General features: G+C 56.0%; 22 protein-coding genes. 19 read left to right on the top strand and 3 right to left on the bottom strand.

From position 1 onward, the window contains the following. Positions 1 to 46 precede the first annotated feature (46 nt). The 17 genes from HB393_RS00830 (at position 47) to HB393_RS00750 (ending at position 15,313) form a co-directional block, all read left to right on the top strand. Positions 47 to 1,327, top strand: coding sequence for an MFS transporter (locus HB393_RS00830; protein ID WP_213803251.1), 1,281 nt, complete (start codon positions 47 to 49; stop codon positions 1,325 to 1,327). Between the two features lie 219 nt (positions 1,328 to 1,546). Next, positions 1,547 to 2,026: a DinB family protein gene (locus HB393_RS00825; protein WP_345944960.1), complete on the top strand. Its 480-nt coding sequence runs from the start codon at positions 1,547 to 1,549 to the stop codon at positions 2,024 to 2,026. Between the two features lie 55 nt (positions 2,027 to 2,081). Then, positions 2,082 to 2,504, top strand: coding sequence for a hypothetical protein (locus HB393_RS00820; protein ID WP_213803249.1), 423 nt, complete (start codon positions 2,082 to 2,084; stop codon positions 2,502 to 2,504). A gap of 90 nt (positions 2,505 to 2,594) precedes the next feature. Continuing rightward, on the top strand, positions 2,595 to 3,311 hold the full coding sequence (locus HB393_RS00815) for a response regulator transcription factor (protein ID WP_255550698.1): 717 nt from the start codon (positions 2,595 to 2,597) through the stop codon (positions 3,309 to 3,311). Between the two features lie 77 nt (positions 3,312 to 3,388). Beyond that, a complete protein-coding gene (locus HB393_RS00810) occupies positions 3,389 to 4,687 on the top strand; it encodes an ATP-binding protein (protein WP_213803248.1) in 1,299 nt (432 codons plus the stop codon). A 69-nt stretch (positions 4,688 to 4,756) separates the two neighbouring features. Further along, positions 4,757 to 5,332: a sigma-70 family RNA polymerase sigma factor gene (locus HB393_RS00805; protein WP_213803247.1), complete on the top strand. Its 576-nt coding sequence runs from the start codon at positions 4,757 to 4,759 to the stop codon at positions 5,330 to 5,332. Further along, entirely contained in the window at positions 5,329 to 5,544 is a 216-nt protein-coding gene (locus HB393_RS00800) for a hypothetical protein (RefSeq protein WP_213803246.1), read from the top strand. The genes HB393_RS00805 and HB393_RS00800 overlap by 4 nt, the downstream gene beginning before the upstream one ends. Positions 5,545 to 5,725: 181 nt before the next feature. Then, a complete protein-coding gene (locus HB393_RS00795; protein WP_213803245.1) occupies positions 5,726 to 6,460 on the top strand; it encodes a hypothetical protein in 735 nt (244 codons plus the stop codon). A gap of 123 nt (positions 6,461 to 6,583) precedes the next feature. Then, the gene (locus tag HB393_RS00790; protein WP_213803244.1) at positions 6,584 to 7,573 is read left to right on the top strand and encodes an MBL fold metallo-hydrolase; all 990 of its coding nucleotides are present in this window, start codon (positions 6,584 to 6,586) and stop codon (positions 7,571 to 7,573) included. Between the two features lie 69 nt (positions 7,574 to 7,642). Beyond that, entirely contained in the window at positions 7,643 to 8,056 is a 414-nt protein-coding gene (locus tag HB393_RS00785; protein WP_213803243.1) for a DoxX family protein, read from the top strand. Between the two features lie 58 nt (positions 8,057 to 8,114). Further along, on the top strand, positions 8,115 to 8,900 hold the full coding sequence (locus HB393_RS00780; RefSeq protein WP_213803242.1) for a hypothetical protein: 786 nt from the start codon (positions 8,115 to 8,117) through the stop codon (positions 8,898 to 8,900). 8 nt (positions 8,901 to 8,908) lie between these two features. Continuing rightward, complete coding sequence (locus HB393_RS00775) at positions 8,909 to 9,511, top strand: DinB family protein (RefSeq protein ID WP_213803241.1); 603 nt, start codon at positions 8,909 to 8,911, stop codon at positions 9,509 to 9,511. 146 nt (positions 9,512 to 9,657) lie between these two features. After that, a complete protein-coding gene (locus HB393_RS00770) occupies positions 9,658 to 10,143 on the top strand; it encodes a hypothetical protein (RefSeq protein WP_213803240.1) in 486 nt (161 codons plus the stop codon). A gap of 311 nt (positions 10,144 to 10,454) precedes the next feature. Continuing rightward, positions 10,455 to 12,011 carry an FAD-dependent oxidoreductase gene (locus tag HB393_RS00765; protein WP_213803239.1) on the top strand — a complete coding sequence of 519 codons (1,557 nt, stop codon included), beginning with the start codon at positions 10,455 to 10,457 and terminating at the stop codon, positions 12,009 to 12,011. Between the two features lie 55 nt (positions 12,012 to 12,066). After that, positions 12,067 to 12,798: a hypothetical protein gene (locus HB393_RS00760; protein ID WP_213803238.1), complete on the top strand. Its 732-nt coding sequence runs from the start codon at positions 12,067 to 12,069 to the stop codon at positions 12,796 to 12,798. A gap of 131 nt (positions 12,799 to 12,929) precedes the next feature. After that, a complete protein-coding gene (locus tag HB393_RS00755; RefSeq protein ID WP_213803237.1) occupies positions 12,930 to 13,382 on the top strand; it encodes a MerR family DNA-binding protein in 453 nt (150 codons plus the stop codon). After that, complete coding sequence (locus tag HB393_RS00750; RefSeq protein ID WP_213803236.1) at positions 13,379 to 15,313, top strand: TonB-dependent receptor; 1,935 nt, start codon at positions 13,379 to 13,381, stop codon at positions 15,311 to 15,313. Before HB393_RS00755 ends, HB393_RS00750 begins: the two co-directional genes overlap by 4 nt. Before the next feature lie 158 nt (positions 15,314 to 15,471). Here the strand turns inward: HB393_RS00750 and HB393_RS00745 are convergent, their stop codons facing one another. The 3 genes from HB393_RS00745 to HB393_RS00735 all read right to left on the bottom strand — a co-directional run bounded on the left by HB393_RS00745 (position 15,472) and on the right by HB393_RS00735 (position 18,525). Then, complete coding sequence (locus tag HB393_RS00745) at positions 15,472 to 17,076, bottom strand: ParB/RepB/Spo0J family partition protein (protein WP_213803235.1); 1,605 nt, start codon at positions 17,074 to 17,076, stop codon at positions 15,472 to 15,474. A 79-nt stretch (positions 17,077 to 17,155) separates the two neighbouring features. Continuing rightward, complete coding sequence (locus HB393_RS00740; RefSeq protein WP_213803234.1) at positions 17,156 to 17,569, bottom strand: hypothetical protein; 414 nt, start codon at positions 17,567 to 17,569, stop codon at positions 17,156 to 17,158. After that, positions 17,566 to 18,525, bottom strand: coding sequence for an ArdC-like ssDNA-binding domain-containing protein (locus HB393_RS00735; protein WP_213803233.1), 960 nt, complete (start codon positions 18,523 to 18,525; stop codon positions 17,566 to 17,568). The genes HB393_RS00740 and HB393_RS00735 overlap by 4 nt, the downstream gene beginning before the upstream one ends. 514 nt (positions 18,526 to 19,039) lie before the next feature. Between HB393_RS00735 and HB393_RS00730 the strand changes: the two genes are divergently transcribed. Continuing rightward, positions 19,040 to 19,798, top strand: coding sequence for a HAMP domain-containing sensor histidine kinase (locus HB393_RS00730; RefSeq protein ID WP_213803232.1), 759 nt, complete (start codon positions 19,040 to 19,042; stop codon positions 19,796 to 19,798). A gap of 168 nt (positions 19,799 to 19,966) precedes the next feature. Further along, complete coding sequence (locus HB393_RS00725; RefSeq protein WP_213803231.1) at positions 19,967 to 20,584, top strand: response regulator; 618 nt, start codon at positions 19,967 to 19,969, stop codon at positions 20,582 to 20,584. The last annotated feature ends 25 nt before the right edge of the window (positions 20,585 to 20,609 follow it).

Raw genomic sequence — 20,609 nt, 5'->3', positions numbered from 1 at the left:
CTGCACTTGCCTCATTGATTCAACGCTAAGCAAGTTACGAGGCCAGATGACTACCCGAAGTGAAGCAACACTCGACATCCCGATTCCCATTTCAAGTGAACCTTCTCCATCACTTTCGTTCGGATCGAACAAGGCGTTTCCTCTGCGAGAAATGCTCCCCGTCGTCTTGATTGTTGCCGTCGATTTTATGGGGCTCGGTATTGTTGTACCGCTGCTCCCTTTTTACACGGAAAGAACCGGAGCTTCGGCGTTCACTGTTGGGACACTCATCTCGGTCTTCGCATTTTGCCAGTTCCTTGCTGGACCGGTTCTTGGCCAACTGTCCGATCGCCTCGGACGCAAGCCCATTCTGCTTGTGAGTCAACTGGGCTCCCTGGTCGGTTACGTCCTCTTCGCACTCTCAAATTCTCTCTGGTTGATCTTTCTCTCGCGCATCATTGATGGCCTGAGTGCAGGCAACATGTCGGTTGCGCAAGCCTATGTTTCCGACAACACAACCTTTGCTGAACGCACGAGAGGTTTCGGTCTTATCGGTGCCGCGTTTGGGGTCGGGATGATGATTGGTCCCGCCCTTGGCGGACTACTCTCCCTCCGCAACATTCACGCGCCGCTCTGGGCAGCGGCTGCGCTCTCGCTTCTGAGCCTGATTCTGACGTGGATATTTCTCCCACACAATAAGCCACTGCGACACTCACGGGAATTTGACGAAGTGTTTGCCTTGCGGACAATCTCAAACGTATTCAGCGCGCCATCCACAAATCACATTGCATGGTTGATGACAGCTTTCTACCTTGCCCTTTCAACGTACATGTCAGGACAAGCGCTGTTTCTCGCAGGCCGGTTCACGTTTCACGACCATCCATTCAACCCGGCGAACATTGGATTGGTCTTCACCTACGTTGCATTGATCAACATCCTTGTTCAGATCTCGTTGATGAAATCTTTGACACGACGATTCTGTGAAGAACATCTACTTTCTCTCGGCTTTCTGCTCCTGCTCGCCGGCTTCGTTGGGGTCGGATTCTGTACCAACTTAATCGCCCTTCTCCCACTTCTCACGGTCGCGAACATTGGCGCCTCAATTCTCCGTCCGCTTGTACTGTCTCAACTTTCAAAGCGAGTGAGTCCTGGGAAGCAAGGCGCAGTGATGGGCGTCAATCAGTCGGTATTTTCTGTCTGTGCGATTCTTGCGCCGCTCCTCAGCGGTGGCCTTATTAGCCGTGGCATGTACTCACTCTGGGCATGGTCTGTCGCGATCTTTGGATGTGTAGGTTTGCTCATTGCAGTGGCGTTGAAGCCGCAGGCAACTGCTTCTCGGAATGAATAATGACTCCGGTCGTAGCCCAAACGAAGGGTCGCCATACACATAGAAGAGCGACCGTACTGAACTGATCAGCCGTTGTAACCACTAACTAACAACCATTTGAAAGGACTACGACATATGAAGCGTCTCTTGTTATCAGCTGCAATGTTCTGTTGTGTAGTTTGCTCGAAAGCGCAGACCTCAACCTCCAACACACCCCCTGGTTCCATCATCGAACCATCCGTGGCACTCAACGCTATGCTCAGCGGCACCGAGAACCAGATGATGAGTCTGGTCAAAGCGATGCCCGCAGACAAATATGACTTTGCTCCAAGTGCCGCCATCTTCGTACCGTCCCAGAAGACCGACTTCAGCGGGGTACGCACCTTTGGAGCCCTGGTAATTCACGTCACGCAGGCGAACTACGGTTTCGGTGCTCGATTCGGAGGAATCAAACCCGATGTGGATCTGAAGTCCCTCGCGCAGCTCAAGGACAAAGACCAAATCGTCGCCGCGCTTGCAGCTTCGTTCGCCTTCCTGCATAAGGCCATAGGCACGATCACGACCGCGAACGCCTTCGAGAGCGTCAACGCGCCTGGAGGCGGGTCTGTAACGCGAGCCACTGCAGCCGGTGGCGTCGTCGTACACACAGCCGACGAATACGGCCAAATGGTCGAATACCTCCGCATGAACGGAGTCATTCCGCCAGCCAGCGTAAAGTAACGGTCTTGTCCCGCTTCTCCCTATCTCAATTGCTTTTCGATCTCAGGAGACCTTCATGAAGAGGCACATCGTTTATTTGTTCCTGGCAGCCACCTTTTGCGTAATACAAGGCTCTGCCCAGTCCACCAACGCATCATCAACCCCGACGGGCCCAACAGGACCAACGGTGAAGGTTCTTGCGATGTCCCGCCTGCTGGCGGACCCGCGATCAGCGGAGGTTCAGAACACCTTACCCTACGAACGCAATGCGATCGTCCGGCTGTACTTGTCGGGAAAGATCGATCAGTGGTTTGTGCGACAGGATCGGAACGGACTGATATTAGTCCTGGATGTGAAATCAGTGGAGGACGCTCGGAAGATGCTCGAAGATCTTCCGCTGGATAAGGCGAAGCTGGGAACATACGACCTTGTTCCGCTGACCACCTGGCTTCCTCTTGAAAGCCTCCTCGCTACCGCTCCGATGAAGCCGGTTCAGTAGCAACGAGACATGCGAAGCCGTGCCGAGATGCCCAATGTAAATGTATGTAAAGGCGGTATCTCGGCACTGCTTCCGGCCCTTAGGATGGACATGGAGATTGAACGTGAAGGCATGAGCCGGCTGTTGATAATTGACGATGATCGGGAGCTCTCCGTGCTCTTGGCCGAGCGTATGGAGTCGGAAGGGTTTCAGCTTGAGGCAGCCCACGATGGTCGGAAGGGTCTTGAGCTGGCAACCACTTGTCAATATTCCCTGGTGATTCTGGACATCATGATGCCGCGCTTGGGTGGCATGGAAGTTCTAAAGGCGCTAAGAACGAAATCTGCGGTGCCGGTGTTGATGCTCACGGCCAAAGGAGATGACATCGACCGTATCCTTGGCCTAGAGCTTGGAGCGGATGACTACCTTCCGAAGCCCTTCAATCCTAGAGAACTGATCGCACGCATTCGAGCCATCCTACGGCGGGTCGAAGAGCGAAGCCAGACTTCAACTCGCGTCGACGCGGACGATATCGCAATCGATGCAGAGCGACGCGAGGCACGCTTTCAGGGAAAGCCCCTCGTCCTCACAACCGTGGAGTTTGCGATTCTTGAAGTGCTCGTTCGCAACGTGGGGCGTGTGCTCTCGCGGGATTTTCTAACCGATGCAGCGATGGGACGTAGCCTCGGCTTCGCTGACCGCACCGTCGATGTGCATATTAGTAATCTTCGGAAAAAGCTGAGTACGAACCGGGGAGTTGAGCGGATCAAGACCGTGCGTGGCACCGGATACATCCTGACGCCGAAGTCAAACGGAAGTGATCTATGACAAGGCTCTTCCTTAAGATTTTCTCGTGGTTTTGGGCAACGGTCCTCCTAACCGGGATCACTCTCGTAGCGATTGTGATGTTTCAGAATCGTCAGATACGTCCACAAGATCATGAAGGTCTAGTCGAGACGGTGCGCTATTTTGGCACGGCTGCCGCGCACATCACCGAAGGCCAGGGTCAGGCAGCGGGAACCACGTATCTGACAAATCTCTCGCGTGATGTGAGAATTCGCGCATGTCTCTTCAACACTGCAGGGCAGACAATGGCCGGAACGCAATGTGACACCTTCGGTCCAATGATTCGTGGTATCCAACGGGGTGCGGGTTCCGAGTTCTCGATGCCCAATGGAACGGTCCGTATCGCTGTGCGCATTGCGGAGGAGAATCGAGAGCCGCTCCTCTTTGCTTCTGAACTCCCGGTTGCGCCGCGCGCAATGCTACAAAGCAATATCCCCTCGCTGCTTCTCCGTGGGGGATTCGCCATCTTGATTTCGGGGTGGATTTGTTACGCGCTGGCGCGATTCGTGACACGGCCAGTTTTGAATCTGCGCCTGGCTGCCCAAAGGATCACCGCTGGCGATCTGAGCGTTCGAGCAGACGAGCACCTCACGAAGAGACGTGATGAACTCGGAGATCTTGTCCAGGACTTTAACTGCATGGCGGATACCAACCAGAGAGTGATCTCGCGCCAACGACAGTTGCTCTATGACATCTCGCATGAACTGCGATCACCGCTAACCCGCATGAATGTCGCGATTGATCTTTTGCGTGGCAGAGTTGGCGAGGACGCTGCTCTCGTGAGGATTGAGACCGACACGGTACGCCTGAACGAACTGATCGGTCGTCTACTGACCGTCACGAAGCTGGAGAACACAGCTACCCTTTTGAATCCCACCCGTTTGGCACTGAGCGATTTGGTGAGAAGCATTGCCTCGGACGCCGATTTTGAAGCACAAAAAGCGGGGAGCCATGTACTCGTCACAAGCGAGTCTGACATCTCCCTGCAGGGTGACTACAGCCTACTGCGGAGCGCCATCGAAAACGTAGTGCGAAATGCCGTAAGACATACGGCTCCGAACACATCCGTGGACATCCATCTCGCCGGCTCGAACAAGGCGGACCCCGCAAATGTGACCATCACCGTTCGGGACTACGGCGAGGGTGTGCCCGAAAAGGAGCTTAACAACATCTTCGAGCCGTTCTATCGCGTTATCGATGCTGATAGAGCCGCCGACGACGACGGCGTCGGCTTGGGTCTCTCAATCACGGATCGGGTCATCCGACTTCATGGCGGAACGATTCAAGCCTCAAACGCAACATCAGGGCGGGGTCTCCTTGTGACCATTCGCCTCCCCTTAGCTCAACCCATCTGCTGAGGGCTTTACCGATCCAAACATCTCTTTACATTGTGAGGCTGCCGTAAGCGATGTAATCGACCCACAGCGATGAATGCCTTATCCAACGCCGCCTCTCTTACGCTTCCGGGAACCATACCGGGAGCCGCGTCTGTCGACTCACTTTTCGCCAGCTATCGGTCGCGACTGTTTCGACTTGCATACCGTATCACTGGAAATCACGAAGATGCTGAAGATGCCGTACAGGAAACGCTTTACCGCGTAGCGACAAAAGCCCATCAGTTCCGTGGGCAGTCACAATTCTCAACCTGGCTGACTCGCATTGCCATTAATCAGGCTTTGACCTGCCTCCGGCAGCGCAAGCGCGACCGCGCGGTCTCCCTCGATGAATACCTGGCGGGCGATGACGACAGACCCCAATTTGAGCTACGTGATTCCCGACCCACGCCCGATGCTGCCTTATATGCGGGAGAGTCGAAAGCTCTACTTGAGCGATGCACCACGCGGTTACCGAAGATGTACAGGGAGATCATCAAGCTCTACTACGTTGACGAACTTTCCATCGCCGAGGTTCGAGGAACTCTCAACTTGACGGAGCCTACAGTCAAAAGCCGCTTGGTCCGTGCGCGGCGGATGTTGCGAGATCAACTTGAGGCGGCCCGATGAAGACCGCCCGTTCATCCTCTTCTCCTCAAACCATTTGCCGGGATAATGCAGACAACGAATTGCAATCCCGTCGGTTCAAGCATCGTTTGACGGCACAAGGCATTCAGTCCATCTGCCTCCTCTGCAATCGGTTGGTTGGTGAGGCACAGGACGAGTGGTTGTTGCTCTCTCTTGAACTCGTGCATCTCTGTGCTGATGAACGTGGTCTGTAATTCTTCGCTGGTGGAAGGCTGAGAAGCCCCTCCCACCGCCTACGTCGAAGTGGGCTCCTCCTTACAAACCTTTACAGACCCTTACGTCAGTGGGTGTGCGTTCCCCTTGTAATGTGCATTGGGGAACGCGGACTGCGGCTAGCGATGCAGCGCGTTTCTACCGATGTGAATAGAGGTAGCAATGCTCAAGATCAGGTTCCAATCGTTCGTTGCCTCAATGATGGTCATCGTTCTTCTTACGGGCTGCACATCCATACGCAAGCGTCTCGTAGGTTTGCCGGGAAGCCCACCCGCGGAGGGTTCACGCGCGGTTACGGATGGTGGGATCTCCGGCTGGAGTGGAAAGGTCGATGCCGCTGAGCAGAAAGCTGGCATGTCAATTTCCGATGCAAGGCTTGCAGAGGAAACCGGTGCATTTCACATCACAACCGGTCCAGCCGTTAGTTACTGGAAGACGGGTTCGATTGTCACAGGAAACTACACGGTGACAGCGACCTTCAATGAACCCAAGTTCATGAATCTCAATTCTCATCCTCATCCCTACGGAGTCTTCATCGGCGGGAACGATATGGGGACCTCGTCCCAAACCTCGTTCTACTGTGGCGCGTACGGAGACGGAAGATTCATAGCGCGTGGGTTTGGGCCAGCACCGTTCCGACTAAACGGTCTCTTTGGAGAGAAACATCAAGCCATCCATAGAGCCTCCGACAAAGGCCAGCCTGTAACGCAAGACATCGCGCTCTCGGTCAAGGACGACAAAATCACTTGTTCGATCAATGGAGCTGCGGTCGGCACATACGACAAAGCCACACTGACTGGACCCAAGAGGCTCAAGTCATTCGACGGTTCTTATGGCCTTCGTTTTGCGCATAATACGGACGTATTTGTGACGAACTTCAAAGTGCAACAGCAGTAAGCCTTGAGAGCTCTCTTGCTTTACCTAACTTCACACAAGCTTACGAAGCAGGTCTTCAAAGGGAGCTGTAATCAAGTCCAGATCGGTTGCACTTCAGTGCTCGATCGAAGGAGCGAATACAGCATGAAAACCATTTTTAGGAACGCGTTCTTTGCCTTTGCTGCGGTAATGATTACTGCACTGGCTGTCGCCCAGGGGCCTGGAATTAACTACGCGAAAGTACAGTTCATTCCCCAGCAGCTCGCGCCGAATGTCTACATCCTTACCGGCTCGCCCGGCGCGGATGCTGGCCATCCCGAAGCAGCCGGCGGTCGTATCGGTATCCTGGCGGGACCGGAGGGAGTGTTGATGGTCGATGCGACCTACGCGCCTCTTTCCGATAAGCTCGCTGCTGCGATCAAGCAGATCAATCCCGGCCCGATCCGGTTTCTGATCGACACCCATTATCATCCTGACCACACTGGGGGAAATCCTAAGTTTGCAAAGGTGGGTGCTCTCATCTTCGCCCGTGAAGAAGTGAGACAGGCTCTCATCACGCCACCTCCTCCGGCAGTTCTGGCAGCGATTGGAGATGCTGCTTCTTGGAAAGATCCCGAGCGCCTTCCCATCGTGACCTACGGAAGCAATTCGCCGTTGAAGATTCACCTCGACGGTGAAACGGTAGATCTCATCCCCCTTCCATCAGGCCACACCAACGGCGACACGATGATCCGCTTCGAAACGGCCAATGTCATCATGATCGGCGACTTTTACCGCAACTACGGCTATCCGTTTGTCGACGCGACTCGCGGTGCCTCATTCAAGGGAACGCTCGAAGCCATCGATCTGTTGCTGAGTACCGCTGATGCAAATACGAAGCTCGTGCCTGGGCATGGGTCGCTGCCCACACTCGCAGATGTCAAAGACTACCGCGACATGATCGTAGATATTCGAGCCAAGGTTCAGGCGATGGTGGCGAGTGGAGCCTCGCTTCAACAGGTGATCGCTGCGAAGCTCACCACTCCGTACGACGCCAAGGTTCCGGGTGGGACAGATCCCTTGCCCGCTGGCCTAGGCAATAGTGCTGATCGGTTTGTGTCGGCTCTGTACGCGGAAGCGAAGGCGACACGTTAGATCCCCGCGATTCGGAATACCGGCCCCATATGGGGCTCCCCACATAGAAACAGTGCTCAGGAGCAACCAATGAAAACTCTGAAGACTTTGAAGATCGCGTATTGGGCAAGCACAGGTTTGTTTTGCTGCGTGTTTCTTTTCACCGGGACCTCGTATCTGCTGCACACGCAGATTATGGATACGAAATTCCACGAAATAGGCTTTCCCCTTTACATCATGAACCTGATCGGAATTCTGAAAATAGCTGGCGCTATCACTCTCTTGGTACCCAAGTATCCAAGGCTCAAGGAATGGGCTTATGCAGGTTTCGTCTTCGACTTCGTCGGAGCAGCGTGGTGCCATTTTGCCGTTCAAGGGTTCGCCCAAGGGGTGAGGCTCGTGATTCCAATCACGGTTGTTTTCATTTCGTACTTCACCTACCACCGGCTGAACGATCAGCCGGGCCTGTCTACCCAGGCCGCCGAAGAACACTCTGCGCTGTAGGCGATCTATTTGCTCATAAGCCCAAACAACTGATTGTTCAGAAGGAAGTGTCCCTCAAATGAAGAATGTTCCCGCGTTGATTCGCTCCAAGTTCCACCTTTCAACTCTAGTGCTCCTCTGTCTCCTTGGCGGATCGAGAATGCAACTGGTGGCCCAGGCAGTGTCCTCATCTGCCGTGGCAGAAATCGTCAATACAGAGCTTCCCGACTCGCCGATGCCGGTATCGACATCTCAGAACGAGCGCCCCGGTGCTACGTCTCAGTCATCATCAGTCCCGTCTCCTGCGCCCAATCCGAATTACCGCCCCATGAAGGTGCGCGAGAAGCTCTTCCTTTACGACTTGATTGGACCGGGAGCATTCCTCGTACCCGCGCTTCAGGCAGGTGTCGACCAAAGCCGCACGTTGAAGGTTCCATATCCTCCTGACGGATTTGTTGGCCCGGGAAATCATCCTGCGCACGGTGCCATACCTGAGTGGGGCGAAGGTGCAGATGGCTACGCGAAGCGATATGCATCCAGGTACGGGCAATACCTTGCAGGGACAACCTTGCGCTACGGACTCGGCGAGTTGTTGCGCCAGGATGTGACGTACCATCGCTGCGACTGCACCGGCTTACTGCCTCGTGTCTCCCATGTATTCGTCTCGTCTCTCGTGGCTCACACGCGGAGCGGAAAAGCGGTTCCTTCCATCCCCGCAATCGTCTCGCCGTTCCTCGCTTCGGAGATCGCTGTCAAAGCGTGGTATCCAGCGCGCTACAACACGAGCGACGCACTGCGGACAAGTGCAAATGTGTACTACACGCTCCCCTTCAAGAATCTGTTCCTCGAATTCAAAAAGCGCTAGGAGGCAAGATGCACAAGAAATCGCATACGTCCGCAGCCAGATTACTGTCCATCTCCTTGGCGCTGGCTCTATCCGGTACCGCCTTCGCGCAATCGAAGAACGCGCCGCACTCACAATCGAGTGTCGCGGGACTTCGTGCTCTGCTGCTCTCGCAACTTCGCTCCACCCATACTCAACCCGAATGGTTCCTTCCCCTCAACACGGCGATTTCGGGCCTAACGGCAGAACAAGCCAAATGGATACCTACCAACGCCTCTGGCAAGGTCAATCCAAATGCGAATCACTCCGTTGGAATGATTGCAAATCATATCTTGTTCTGGGATTCGAATGCGCTCGCTCAACTCAAAGGTGAACCCGTCAAGAATCCTCAAACGAACGACGAGACATTCAATGACTTCGATCCCTCGAAGTGGAGCAAGCTCGTTCGTGATCTCAACACAGTGATGGTCTCTCTCGAAGACTTGGTCGAACATTCGGACGATCGAACGCTCTTAGAAATCGCTCCCACGATTGAACACATCAGCACTCACAATGCCTATCACACGGGCCAAATCTTTTATGTAAGGAAGCTGCAGGGCAGCTGGAAGCTCGATAACGACGTGAGCAAGTAGAGGTCAACGCCAATCATGCTCCGCTGTGCTGCGGCGACAGCCACACTCTCGGCTGCTGCATCGGGGCGAACATCGACTATGACAAGACCCAAATCATTGCACAGAAGCTTGCGCCGAAGTTTTAACCATCAATGGAGGTCAACAAAATGGTAAAGGGTCTATTCATCAGCCTTGTCGTCTACAGCTTAATCGCAATTTGGTACGTAGCTCCTTGGCTCAAGAAGTTGGACAAGCGCCAAGCGCTAACCGCGCCTTTATGGGTTCACGTTTTCCGCTATCTTGCGCTCTATCTCTTAGTTGCTCGGCGAGACGGGTATGCGATCTCTGACCAAGTGTTGAATGTGGTCGTGATCGGCGACCTCACGGGAGCCGCGCTCGCCTTGGCCGGCATCATATTCTTGCGGGTGCGTTCGCGTTTGGGTCCAATCTTTGCCGCGTTGGTGCTCATTGCGTCGATAACCGATTTTGCCGTTGGCACATACGTCAGAAGTCATCATGGACAGGACCCAGAGGCAACCGGTGTGTGGTGGCTGGTCTTTGTTTTCTTCGCTCCGCTCGTCCTCGTCAGTTTGCCTCTTCTCGGTTGGCAACTTTACCAGCGGCGAGGGGAAGCTCTGTCCGGCCCAAAATAACTGTTGTCCATCGGCTATTACGGGATTCGATTCACCCATCCCATTACTAATCTGGCCTCGATGAGTGCCTCGGCGATTTGGCACTTGTCCAGACGCTTCCCCGAGACGTGCGTTAGAAACTCGATAACGACGTGAGCAAGTAGAGGTCAATGCCCAGCCGCAGCAATAATAGCGCTCGCCAGCATTGACAATGCTAGCGGTCGCAACTATTATTGCCCCATTCAAGCATTTCAATTGATTCGCGTGGCCTCGCAACTCCGTTGCGATGGAGTTAATCAGCGCCGCATGACGGCGACGAAAAGGGGCAATCGATGGGGATTACGAGGCGTGACTTTCTGATGCGGGTCGGGCAGGCTGGCGGATACAGCGCAGCGTTCGCAACGATGCAGTCCCTTGGCCTAATGGCAGCCAAGGGCGAACAGGTGCAGCCTATCCAGGCTTCGGCTGGCATTGGCAAAGGCGTGAAGGTCATTGTCCTGGGTGGCGGCATTGGTGGGCTAGTGACTGCTTACGAGATGAAGAAACTGGGTTATGACGTGATTCTTCTAGAGGTCCGAGACCGTCCAGGCGGTCGTAACTGGACGGCGCGCGCCGGGACGAAGATCGAATTCGTTGATGGCACAACGCAAACGGTGAATTGGGAGGCGGGCAACTATCAGAATCTCGGCCCAGCGAGATTGCCCAGCACTCACTGGACCATGCTTGAGTATGCTCACGAACTCGGCGTGCCCATGGAAGTCGAGATCAATACGTCCCGCTCAACTTTTTTACAAAACGATAAAGCAAACGGCGGCGCACCGATGCTTCAACGCAAGGCCATCAACGACACGCGTGGTCATGTCTCAGAATTGCTGGCGAAGAGCATCAGCGGCGGCGCATTGGATGCTGAGCTAACTAAGGAGGACCGCGAACGCATGATGGGGTTTCTCAAAGTCTATGGCCCGCTCGATCCCAAGGGAGCTTATCGAGGCTCACCCCGTGCAGGATATAAGGCGGCTCCGGGGGCAGGAACGGACGATGGAGTCGTCGAAGAGCCAGTCGATATGCACACACTTCTCGATGAGAACTTCTGGCAGTTCATGCTGACGGAAGAGACGTGGGACTGGCAGGCCACAATGATGCAGCCCGTGGGAGGCATGGATCGAATTCCGTATGCCTTTGCGAAATCACTCGGTTCTATCGTGCATTACAGAGCTGAGGTGCAGGCCATTCGCAGAACCGACAAGGGCGTGGCGGTGCAATATGTCCAGGCGAGTATTAAAAAGCAGGCCGAAGCCGCATACTGCGTGATCGCTCTACCGTTCGAGATGCTGAAGAAGATTCCGAACGATCTGTCACCAGAGGTGAAGACGGTTGTAGAGGGTAGTGTACCGTTTGGCTTTTACAAGACGGTTTGGGAGAGCCGAAGATTCTGGGAGAGGGACTACAACATCTACGGCGGTCTGTCGTACACCTTGCAGGGGCCCGGCATCGTTTGGTACCCGAGTGCGGGCCTGATGAGCAAAACCGGCATTCTGCTTAGTGGATATGGCGAAGAAGTGGGATCGCCGCTCTGGAACATGAGCCTGGAAGAAAAGTTCGCATCTTCGCGGGCTGTGGTGGAGAAGTTCCATCCGGGCCACGGGAAGGAACTCGCGAAGCCTGTCTTCTGCGGATGGCGCCGGGTGAAATGGAACGAAGGATCTTGGATTCGCACGTTTGGCGGAAGCGACGGCTACAACACTGTCATCAAGAATGATGGCCCCTTCTACTTCGCGGGCGATACGGTCAGTCACATCCCTGGCTGGCAGGAGGGCGCAGCCCTTAGCGCACGTAGAGCAGTTTCAATGATTAGCGAGCGGATCAAAACGAAATCGGTGCCGAGCTAGCTCGGCGACTCTCTGCGATGTCCGCAAGAACACTTTTCCAATATGAGGTCAAACAATGAAAACAAGGTACAAGATCATCATCGGTTGTGCGGTCGTCCTATTTATCGCACTCTTCCTTGCCAGGAAACAGTTTGTGGGCGGCGCAGGCAGCCCGACCGTAGAAGGTTCGCGCGCCGTTACAGATGGCGGCGTTAAAGTTCCAGGATGGAATGGGAAAGTTGATGCCGCCGAGGAGAAAGCGGGCATGACCCTCAATGATGCAAGGCTCATTCAAGAGGGCGATGCACTTCATGTCACGACGGGTCCTGCAACCACGTATTGGATGTCGAATGCGACGGCCTCTGGAGATTTCGCCGTCAGGGCAACATTCAACGAGCCCAAGTACATGAATCTCAACTCCCATGCACATCCTTATGGCGTGTTCATCGGAGGCAACGATATGGGGACTCCCGACCAAAGCGAGCTTTACTGTGCTGCTTTTGGAAACGGTAAGTTTATCGTGCGCGGCTTCGGACCAACGCCGTTCCGAATGAATGGGCTTCTGGGTGAAAGCAACAGTGCTGTTCATAAAGCACCGGGTAAAGGCCAGCCCGTAACCCAGGAGGTCGCTCTCTCGGTCAGAGGGAATACCGTAACGTGTTCGATCAATGGATCGGTCGTCGCGAGCTACGACAAGGCAGTGCTCACCGGGGCCGGCAAGCTGAAATCGACGGATGGCTACTACGGTCTTCGTTTCGCGCACAACACGGATGTCTTAGTCACGGGCCTGGCGATGTCGAAGAATTGAGCGATCGGACCGGCCAATAAACCGATCGATTCCGACATTGCCTCCTAAAAGCCAACTTGACGTTACCTGGCCGTCGAACGATAGCGCTTGACCCGTAGTTAGGTACGGGTCGTATCGTCAGATCAGACGATATGCAAACTCTTACGATCGGCGAACTCGCCCAAGTCTGTGAAATCAACCTGGAGACACTGCGTTACTACGAGCGTGTCGGCCTGATGCAGCCCCCTCCGCGGTCGAGCAGTGGACACAGACAATACCCGGCGTCCGCTGCGGAGCGCCTTGTGTTCATTCGCCGCGCGCAATCCCTCGGATTCACGCTCACAGAAATTCGAGAGCTATTGCATCTGAAGCGGGAGCCAGGCGAACTCTGCGCCGATGTGGTCAAAAGCATCGATACGAAGCTCGTTGAAGTAGAGAAAAAGATCGCGGATCTGCGCTCCATCCGCATCGCTCTCGGCAAGATGAAGGAACTGTGTCACGGCGACTGTCTCATCGGTGATTGTCCGATTCTGGAGAATCTGGAGCATTCATCCAAGCCCAGCGGTACAAAGCGCAGCCTTCGCAAGCAAGGGAGAACTTCGTGAAGTGTCTTCGCCTTTTCGCAGTGCTGCTCTCACTTGGCTTGCCATTGCTCGGACAGGAGCAGCAACAATCCCCACAGCAGAAGCCAGAGCCCGTGCAACAACAGGTGACCGTCTACGCGACGCGTACGGAAGGCCGTCTTGAAGATCAGCCGACTCGCATTGAACTCCTCGGTCAGGAGGAGGTGGATGAGAAGACGATGATGACGCCGGGCAATATCGTGATGATGCTGAACGAAACCAGTGGCATTCGCGTGCAGACCACTTCGTCCTCGCTTGGATCATCAACCGTGCGCATCCAAGGCATGAAGGGCCGGTACACGCGTTTTCTCGCAGACGGCCTGCCGCTCTTCGGCCAGCAAGGATCAGGACTTGGTCTGTTGCAGATCCCTCCTGTCGATCTCGGCCGCGTTGAAATTATCAAAGGAGTGGCATCGGCTCTGTATGGAGCAGGTGCGATGGGCGGTGTGGTGAACCTCACCACAAGACGCCCCGGCGACAAGCCCGCACGCGACTTCATCGTGAATCAGACCACACTGGGTGGCACCGATGTATCCGCATACCTGGATGGGAAGCTGTCGCCTCACACCAGCGGTTCGCTCCTAGGCATGGGCGATTGGCAGATTGCCCGTGACCTCAACAATGTTGGCTGGGCCGATCTCGCTGGGTACAACCGAGGCGTCGTCCGGCCCCGTTTTTTCTGGGACAACGGCAAGGGCAACAGCGGTCTGATAACCAACGGGTTCACCTATGAAGACCGTACCGGTGGAACGCTGCCGGGACGCGGCCTGCCAGCAACAGGCCTACCCTACATCGAGTCTTTACACAGTGTCCGGGAAGACATCGGCGTGTCTTCCCAGATGCTCGTCGCCGGCAAGTATGTAGTGGCGCTGCGTGGTTCGTACTCCAGCCAGCAGCACCGCCATTTGTTTGGGGATGACCTCGAACGTGACCGTCATGAACTGCTCTTTGCGGAGGCGTCAATACGAGGGGCGCATGGCAAGCAATCATGGGTTGCGGGAGGCGCATATGAACGCGACGCGTACCGCCCCAAGGATGTGCCGGTCTATCGCTACACTTACCGCAATCCGGGCATCTTCGTGCAGGACGACATACAGGCGGCACACTGGCTGACGTTTTCCCTCGGGGCACGCGCAGACTTTCACAGCCAGTACGGCACGCTCTTCAGCCCACGATTCGCCGCCCTCATGCGCGGTCATAGATGGACAAGCCGATTGTCGCTCGGGCAAGGCTTTTCCACGCCAAGCGCATTGACCGAGGATACAGAAGCGGCTGGATTACGTAGGCTCACGGTCATAGCGCCGCTTTTCGTCGAGCGCGGTCGTGGGCTAACCTTCGACCTCACCCGGAACTGGGCACATTGGACGGCAACGAGCACGCTGTTCGCTTCGAACGTTCACCATCCGCTCTACACAGAGCAGCAGACCGCATACACGCTGCGCAACCTCGCTGACGCGACCGAGAATATCGGAGTCGAAAACGTGGCGACATGGCGCGAGGGTGAGTTTTCTGCCGTTGCGTCGTACACGTTCACACATGCGAGAGAGAAGCCCGGTACCGTTCGCCAGGACGTGGAGCTGACGCCACGGCACAGTGCGGGACTGGTCGGTACGTGGGAGCGTGAGAACGCCGCACGCATTGGCGTAGAAGCCTATTACACCGGCACGCAACGGCTGGACGACAATCCATACCGTACGCAATCGGAACAGTATGTGCTGTTTGGCTTCCTAGTCGAGAAGAGATTCGGGCGGTTCAAGGCTTATGTGAATGCCGAAAATCTGGGAAATGTCCGTCAGACGAAATACGATCCGCTGCTCCGCCCAACACGCGGACCGGACGGTCGATGGACGACCGATGCGTGGGCTCCCCTTGACGGGCGCGTCTTCAATGGAGGTGTTCGCGCTAGTTTCTGAAGGATGTTGATACGGGTAAACGCCCATTTCGTCACTGCTGGAGTGCCGCAGGCAGTAAAGGGGAAAAGTGCAGGAAGGGGGAACGTCGTCCTGCCGCCCGGCGCGGAGCCGCCGATGTAACAGCAAAATTTGGGGAGCCTCACGGCTCCCCAAAGTGGCTATGCCGCCTTGCGACTCTTCACCGTTCCGGGAGCCGCTGGTTTGGCCTCTTTCTTCGCCTTATCCTTGGCCGCGAACTCCTGCTTGACCTTTAGGCCGATGGCTTCAGTGTCCACCTTGTACGCAACGGCGGCATCCTTGAGGATCGTCGTGGCGTTGCCGCGTGAAGCTGCCAGCAGAATGCTTGCTTCTACCAACAGACGGGAGAGGGTGCCTTCATCCGCACGGCGAAGGTAGGCCGTCAGCGTCTTCTTGATGCCTCCATCGTCGCGCTTCTGGCGAATGCCGTGCTGCCGCGCCAACGCCTCGATGCGATTCTCTTCCATCACAGACATCAGCCGCTCTGCGACGAGAAGCAGGTCGCGCTTGAGCAACCGTACCGGTACGGCGGAGCCGATGGCAGAGAGAACGCGGAGGCCGGTGGTATTGGCGATGGCCTCCTCGCGGCGCTGCTTCTCCTGCTCGGTCTTCCACTTCGCACGGCTGGCCTCGTCCTGTGTCCGCTCTTCGTCCTTGGGATGATGCACCCGGCAGATAGGGTTCGTGCAGACCTTCTGCATTGTGCCTTGGCCTTCTCCGTCCGCGATGATGGCGGTGATGGTGTCTTTGCAGGTCTTGTACTCCGGTTGTTTGGCCCGCGCCTTGTCCTTGGGCTTGTCTTCGCGGATGGAGACATACTTGTTGCGCGATAGGACGGTGCTGTCTTCGGCTTGTGCGCGGTACGACGTGCTGATTTGCACGAGCTGCGGTTTGGCTGCGACGGCAGCCGCGATGTGGGCCTGAACTTTCGCCTGATAGCAACCGGGGTCGGTGCAGGCATCCTGCTTGCCGAGGTCGGCAAACAGGAGCTTGTTATGTCCTGTTCGCTTAGGGCAGTCCACACAACTCCCGGCAGCGGGAACAAGGTCGCCGTTGCGCTTGTCAAAGGGTGCGTCCTTCAACAGTAGCAATACGTTCGTCTCAATCCAGAAACGCAGATTGCGGACGGGGAGAAGAATTGGCGCTGGCTTGTCGCCTGTTCCGGTGTACACCTCTTTGAAGCAAGCGGTCAGCCCAAGGGTCTGCATCTCTCCGGGCAGTTTCGCCAGCAGGAGCGCATGACCGACGCCGATGTGGTTCTGATAGAACGCGGCAGCAACGTCATCGCACAAATCCGTCAGCTTCAACCGCGTAGCGATATAACCGGGCGTCTTGCCCACCTTCGCGGCGATCTGCTCGACGGTATAGGTCGGCTCCGTCAATGCGAGAAGCCGCTTATAGCCTTCGGCCTCTTCCATCGGGTGTACATCGCGGCGCTGGAGGTTTTCGACAAGCTGCGCCTCCAACACTTCAACATCGCTCATCTCACGGACAAGCGCGGGAATGGTTTCCTTCCCTGCCAGTCGCGAGGCACGATAACGCCGTGCGCCAAACACGATTTCCAAGCGGTCATCCTTGGGACGGGCGAGGATGGCCTGATAGACGCCGGACTTGCGAATGGTTTCCGCCAATTCGTTGAGGTCGTCTTCCTCGAAGTGCTGGCGGGGGTTGGTGGCTGACTCAATCAAGAGGGAAAGAGGGACTTCCTGCGGTACGGCATTCGGGGTTATAGCTACGGTCTGCATATGGTGTGCTCCTTTCGAGCGGTTGGGGGTGAATAGCGGGGAGCGGCACAGTTTGGGCGTCCGCTCCAAGAGGAGCGGACTAGCCGACGATGCACTTGTCCGTGAAAACTTCCGCGAAGCCCTGGACACGCAGGTTGTTGTCCCACGTCTTCGCAAACTGTGTGTGCTGCTCGTAAAGCTGCGTGTGAAAGCAGTAGTTGCTTTCTTGAATGAAGCGGCTCCACTGCTCGATGCCTACATAGTCATTGCGCCAATAGAACGGGTTCAGGTGTGCGCCACCGGCGAAGCCAAGCTCAAAGCACATCTCCGGGTCGCGCATGAGGTCGCCGTTCTGTTCTCCGTAGTGCGCGACGGACAGGGCACGCAGACCGCAAGGGCCGGACTCGTCCACGGCCTCAATAACGAGTTCCAAGTAGGGCGGGTTTTCGATCTTGAGGTAGAGGTCAGGACGCCAACCTCCGGCCTTCACGAGAATGGCAAGGATGGTCTTCATGCTGCCACCCCTAAAGACTCCGCTTCTTCTGTACGCTCCACTGTCTGGCTCGTCGCCTCGAAGCTCTCGCCAAGGATGCAATCGGCCGCGCGTTGGGCATTGGCGGCGGCATGGATGACAAGGCGGTTATCTTCCTCCAGCTTAGAAATCCAGTTCTGGATGTAGGCGGTGGTGTTACGGTCGGTGTGTTCGTTCGCAATGCCAGCGATTGCGCAAAGGAATGCTGCGCCCATCTCCGCAACTAACTCCTCCTTGCTGTAAAGCTCATCGCCGAAGTGGTCGCCAAAGGTGCGGTTGAGGCGGCTTTCGTGGCCGGTGCTGTGGACTAGCTCATGAAAAAGAGTGCTGTAGTAGTGCGGCGCATCCACGAAGCGGCTCCGCGCGGGCATGTGTACAGAGTCCGTGCTTGGGCGGTAGTAGGCGCGGCACTCGCTGGCGCTGGTCAGATGTAAAGCGGGACGGTTCCCCCAAGCGGTCACAATGCCTTCACAGCGTTCGTCTTCGTCGATCTCCTGCGCGGTCGTGGGCTGTTCGATTTCGGGCAGGTTGAGGCCGTCGCACTGCTCCACGTTGAACACGGTGTAATGGCAGAGAAGAAACGGGGCACGTTCGTCGTCCTCGTTCCCTCCGCCGTCCTTCTCGGAGCGTTCGGTTAGCTGCTTATAAAAGACAATCGGCGTTCCGCGTTCGCCCTTGCGAACATGGCCCTTCAAGTCCTGCGCCTGTTTGAAGGTGAGCCAGAACGGGCTGCTGTAGTCGCTCGACCAAAGCAAGAGGACGTTGATTCCCCGGTAGGGCTTGCCGGTGGAGAAGTTGCGCGGGAATGGCCCGCCTGTAAACCGTGGGGTCTTCCACGGCTTTTCCCACGGAATCACGCCAGCCTTGAGGCTGGAGAGGATGCGGTCGGTAACGGTCTGATAGATACTCGGCCTGTTCTTGGTATCGGTCTTTTTCATCGCTTTGCTCCTTGGTCGGCTTTTGCTTTTGCACTTCCGCGTTGAAACGCGGCATGTACATGCCGAACGCCACCTGGCGAAGGCGGGGGTAGCAAGCGTCAAGGGGAGGGGTATCTCCCACCCTTGGAGAGGGAGCCGAAGGCGGAACGGAAAGGGCGAAGCGCAGCGGAGGTCTGCACAAGCGAAGCGCGGAAGACTGCGGGAAACCCCTTGACGCGCGCGATCGGGGCAGAGCCCCTTAGCGAGGCTTGTCTTCCTTCTTCGTGCGCATCGCGCACAGGACTTATTGGGGTGGGCGTTGCGGGCGGGAACGGCCCGCTGAGGTGGGTGACGGAAGACGCAGCGCGGCTGGAGACAGGGAGGAGACACCTCCCTCGAACCTTGGCTTATCCAACAGTTTCGGCGGGTGATGCATCTCAAAGGCCAAGCTGTTCGCTGGTCTACGCGCTCGTATGTCGCCTAAGACACCAACGCGGTCTCTCCAGAGCTCATGTGCAGGAACCCGGAGAAAGCGATGGAAGCGGACATCATTAAAGATTTGCGAGCGAAGCTAGACATCGCGGCAGAGGCGTTACGAAAAGCCGAAGAACGAGCATTGGCGGGACAATTCGCACTCGAAGTGATGCACGAGATTCGCAACCCTTTGGAAGCCGTCGGCTATCTCATCCACCTGGCCGACCAAGAGAATGACTTAGCCCCGATCCGTGAGCATCTCCGTCAAGCGAAAGAAGAGATGGCCACCGTGCATCAGATCGCAGCACAGACCCTCGGCTTTGCCCGTATGCTGCCAAACGCACAGGAAGTCGACTTGATCGAACTCGCGGAGGCGGCACTCCGCATTCACCATCGCCGCATCACGGCTCAAAAGATTCACCTCATACGGGACTTCGCGAAGGAAAGCTTCGCTGAAATCTATTCGGGAGAAATCTTGCAGGTCGTTTCCAATCTGTTGGCGAACGCGCTTGACGCACTTCCGGAAGGTGGGACGATTTCGCTTCGCTTGCGCAAGCGCGACTCTCAAGTGCAGCTGCTTGTTGCGGACAATGGGCACGGAATGCCGCCCGATCACGTCGCGCGCCTATTCGAGCCTTTCTTCACAACGAAGGAAAATAGGGGCACCGGGCTTGGCCTCGCCCTTTCAAAGAAGATCATTGAGCGCCATGCCGGCACGATCTCTGCCCGAAGCAGCGCCCTTCCCCGCAGGAACGGCACGACCTTCCGCATCACTTTGCCGACGAAACGTCCGGTGGGAGACGTTGCACCCCAGCTCTAACGCCGTTTCAGACAACTAATGGTTGAGGGGAGTAAGATCCATCTCAGACAGTAGAGTGCGCAGAATCGTTCGTGCCCGCTGTCAAACCCTCTTCAAGTCACGAACAGGTCAAGGGCGCTATTGCGCGAGCCCAAGGGTTTCCTGCAAGAAAGACACAGGTAACCTCATATGGATGTAAGCCGCCTTTTCAAATGCCGTGTACTCATCGTCGACGATGATCCCGTCCTGCTTCAGACCACCGCCGCCATCGTGCGGAGTTTCGGGTTTTCGGTCCGCACTGCCGAAGATGGTTTCGATGCTCTCAAGATACTCAGAGAAATCCTGCCGGACATGATTATTTCCGACTTAAGAATGCCGAACATGTCCGGGTTTGAATTGCTCTCCATTGTTCGCCGCAGGTTTCCCCATCTACCAACCATCGGGATCAGCGGCGAGTTCATTCTTGCGACCATGCCCCTCGGTTTGCTGGTGGATCATTTCTTTCAAAAAGGTGAATACACTCCGACAGACCTAAAGGCAAAGATGAAGGAACTGATCTCAGAATCCCCGATCCGCGCTCATATTGGCAAAGCCGACAAAGCTCCCCTTTGGATTCCGCGCAAGGACGCTGGCTATGTCGTCGTGACCTGCCCAGAGTGTTTACGATCTTGCTCGATTGAAGATCAAACAGAGACAGGCGACTTGCAAGAGACCGAATGTTTCGCCTGCGGAGCGACCATCAACTATCTGGTGGATTCGAGTGTTCTTAAACTCTTGAACGACAAGCGACCACGAGTGTCAGCTTAGTGGAATTCGATTGGAACCCGCGCTG

The organism is Granulicella sp. dw_53 (assembly GCF_018449545.1).
Classification (GTDB): Bacteria; Acidobacteriota; Terriglobia; order Terriglobales; family Acidobacteriaceae; genus Edaphobacter.
This window is presented reverse-complemented; position numbering and strand designations above follow the sequence as displayed.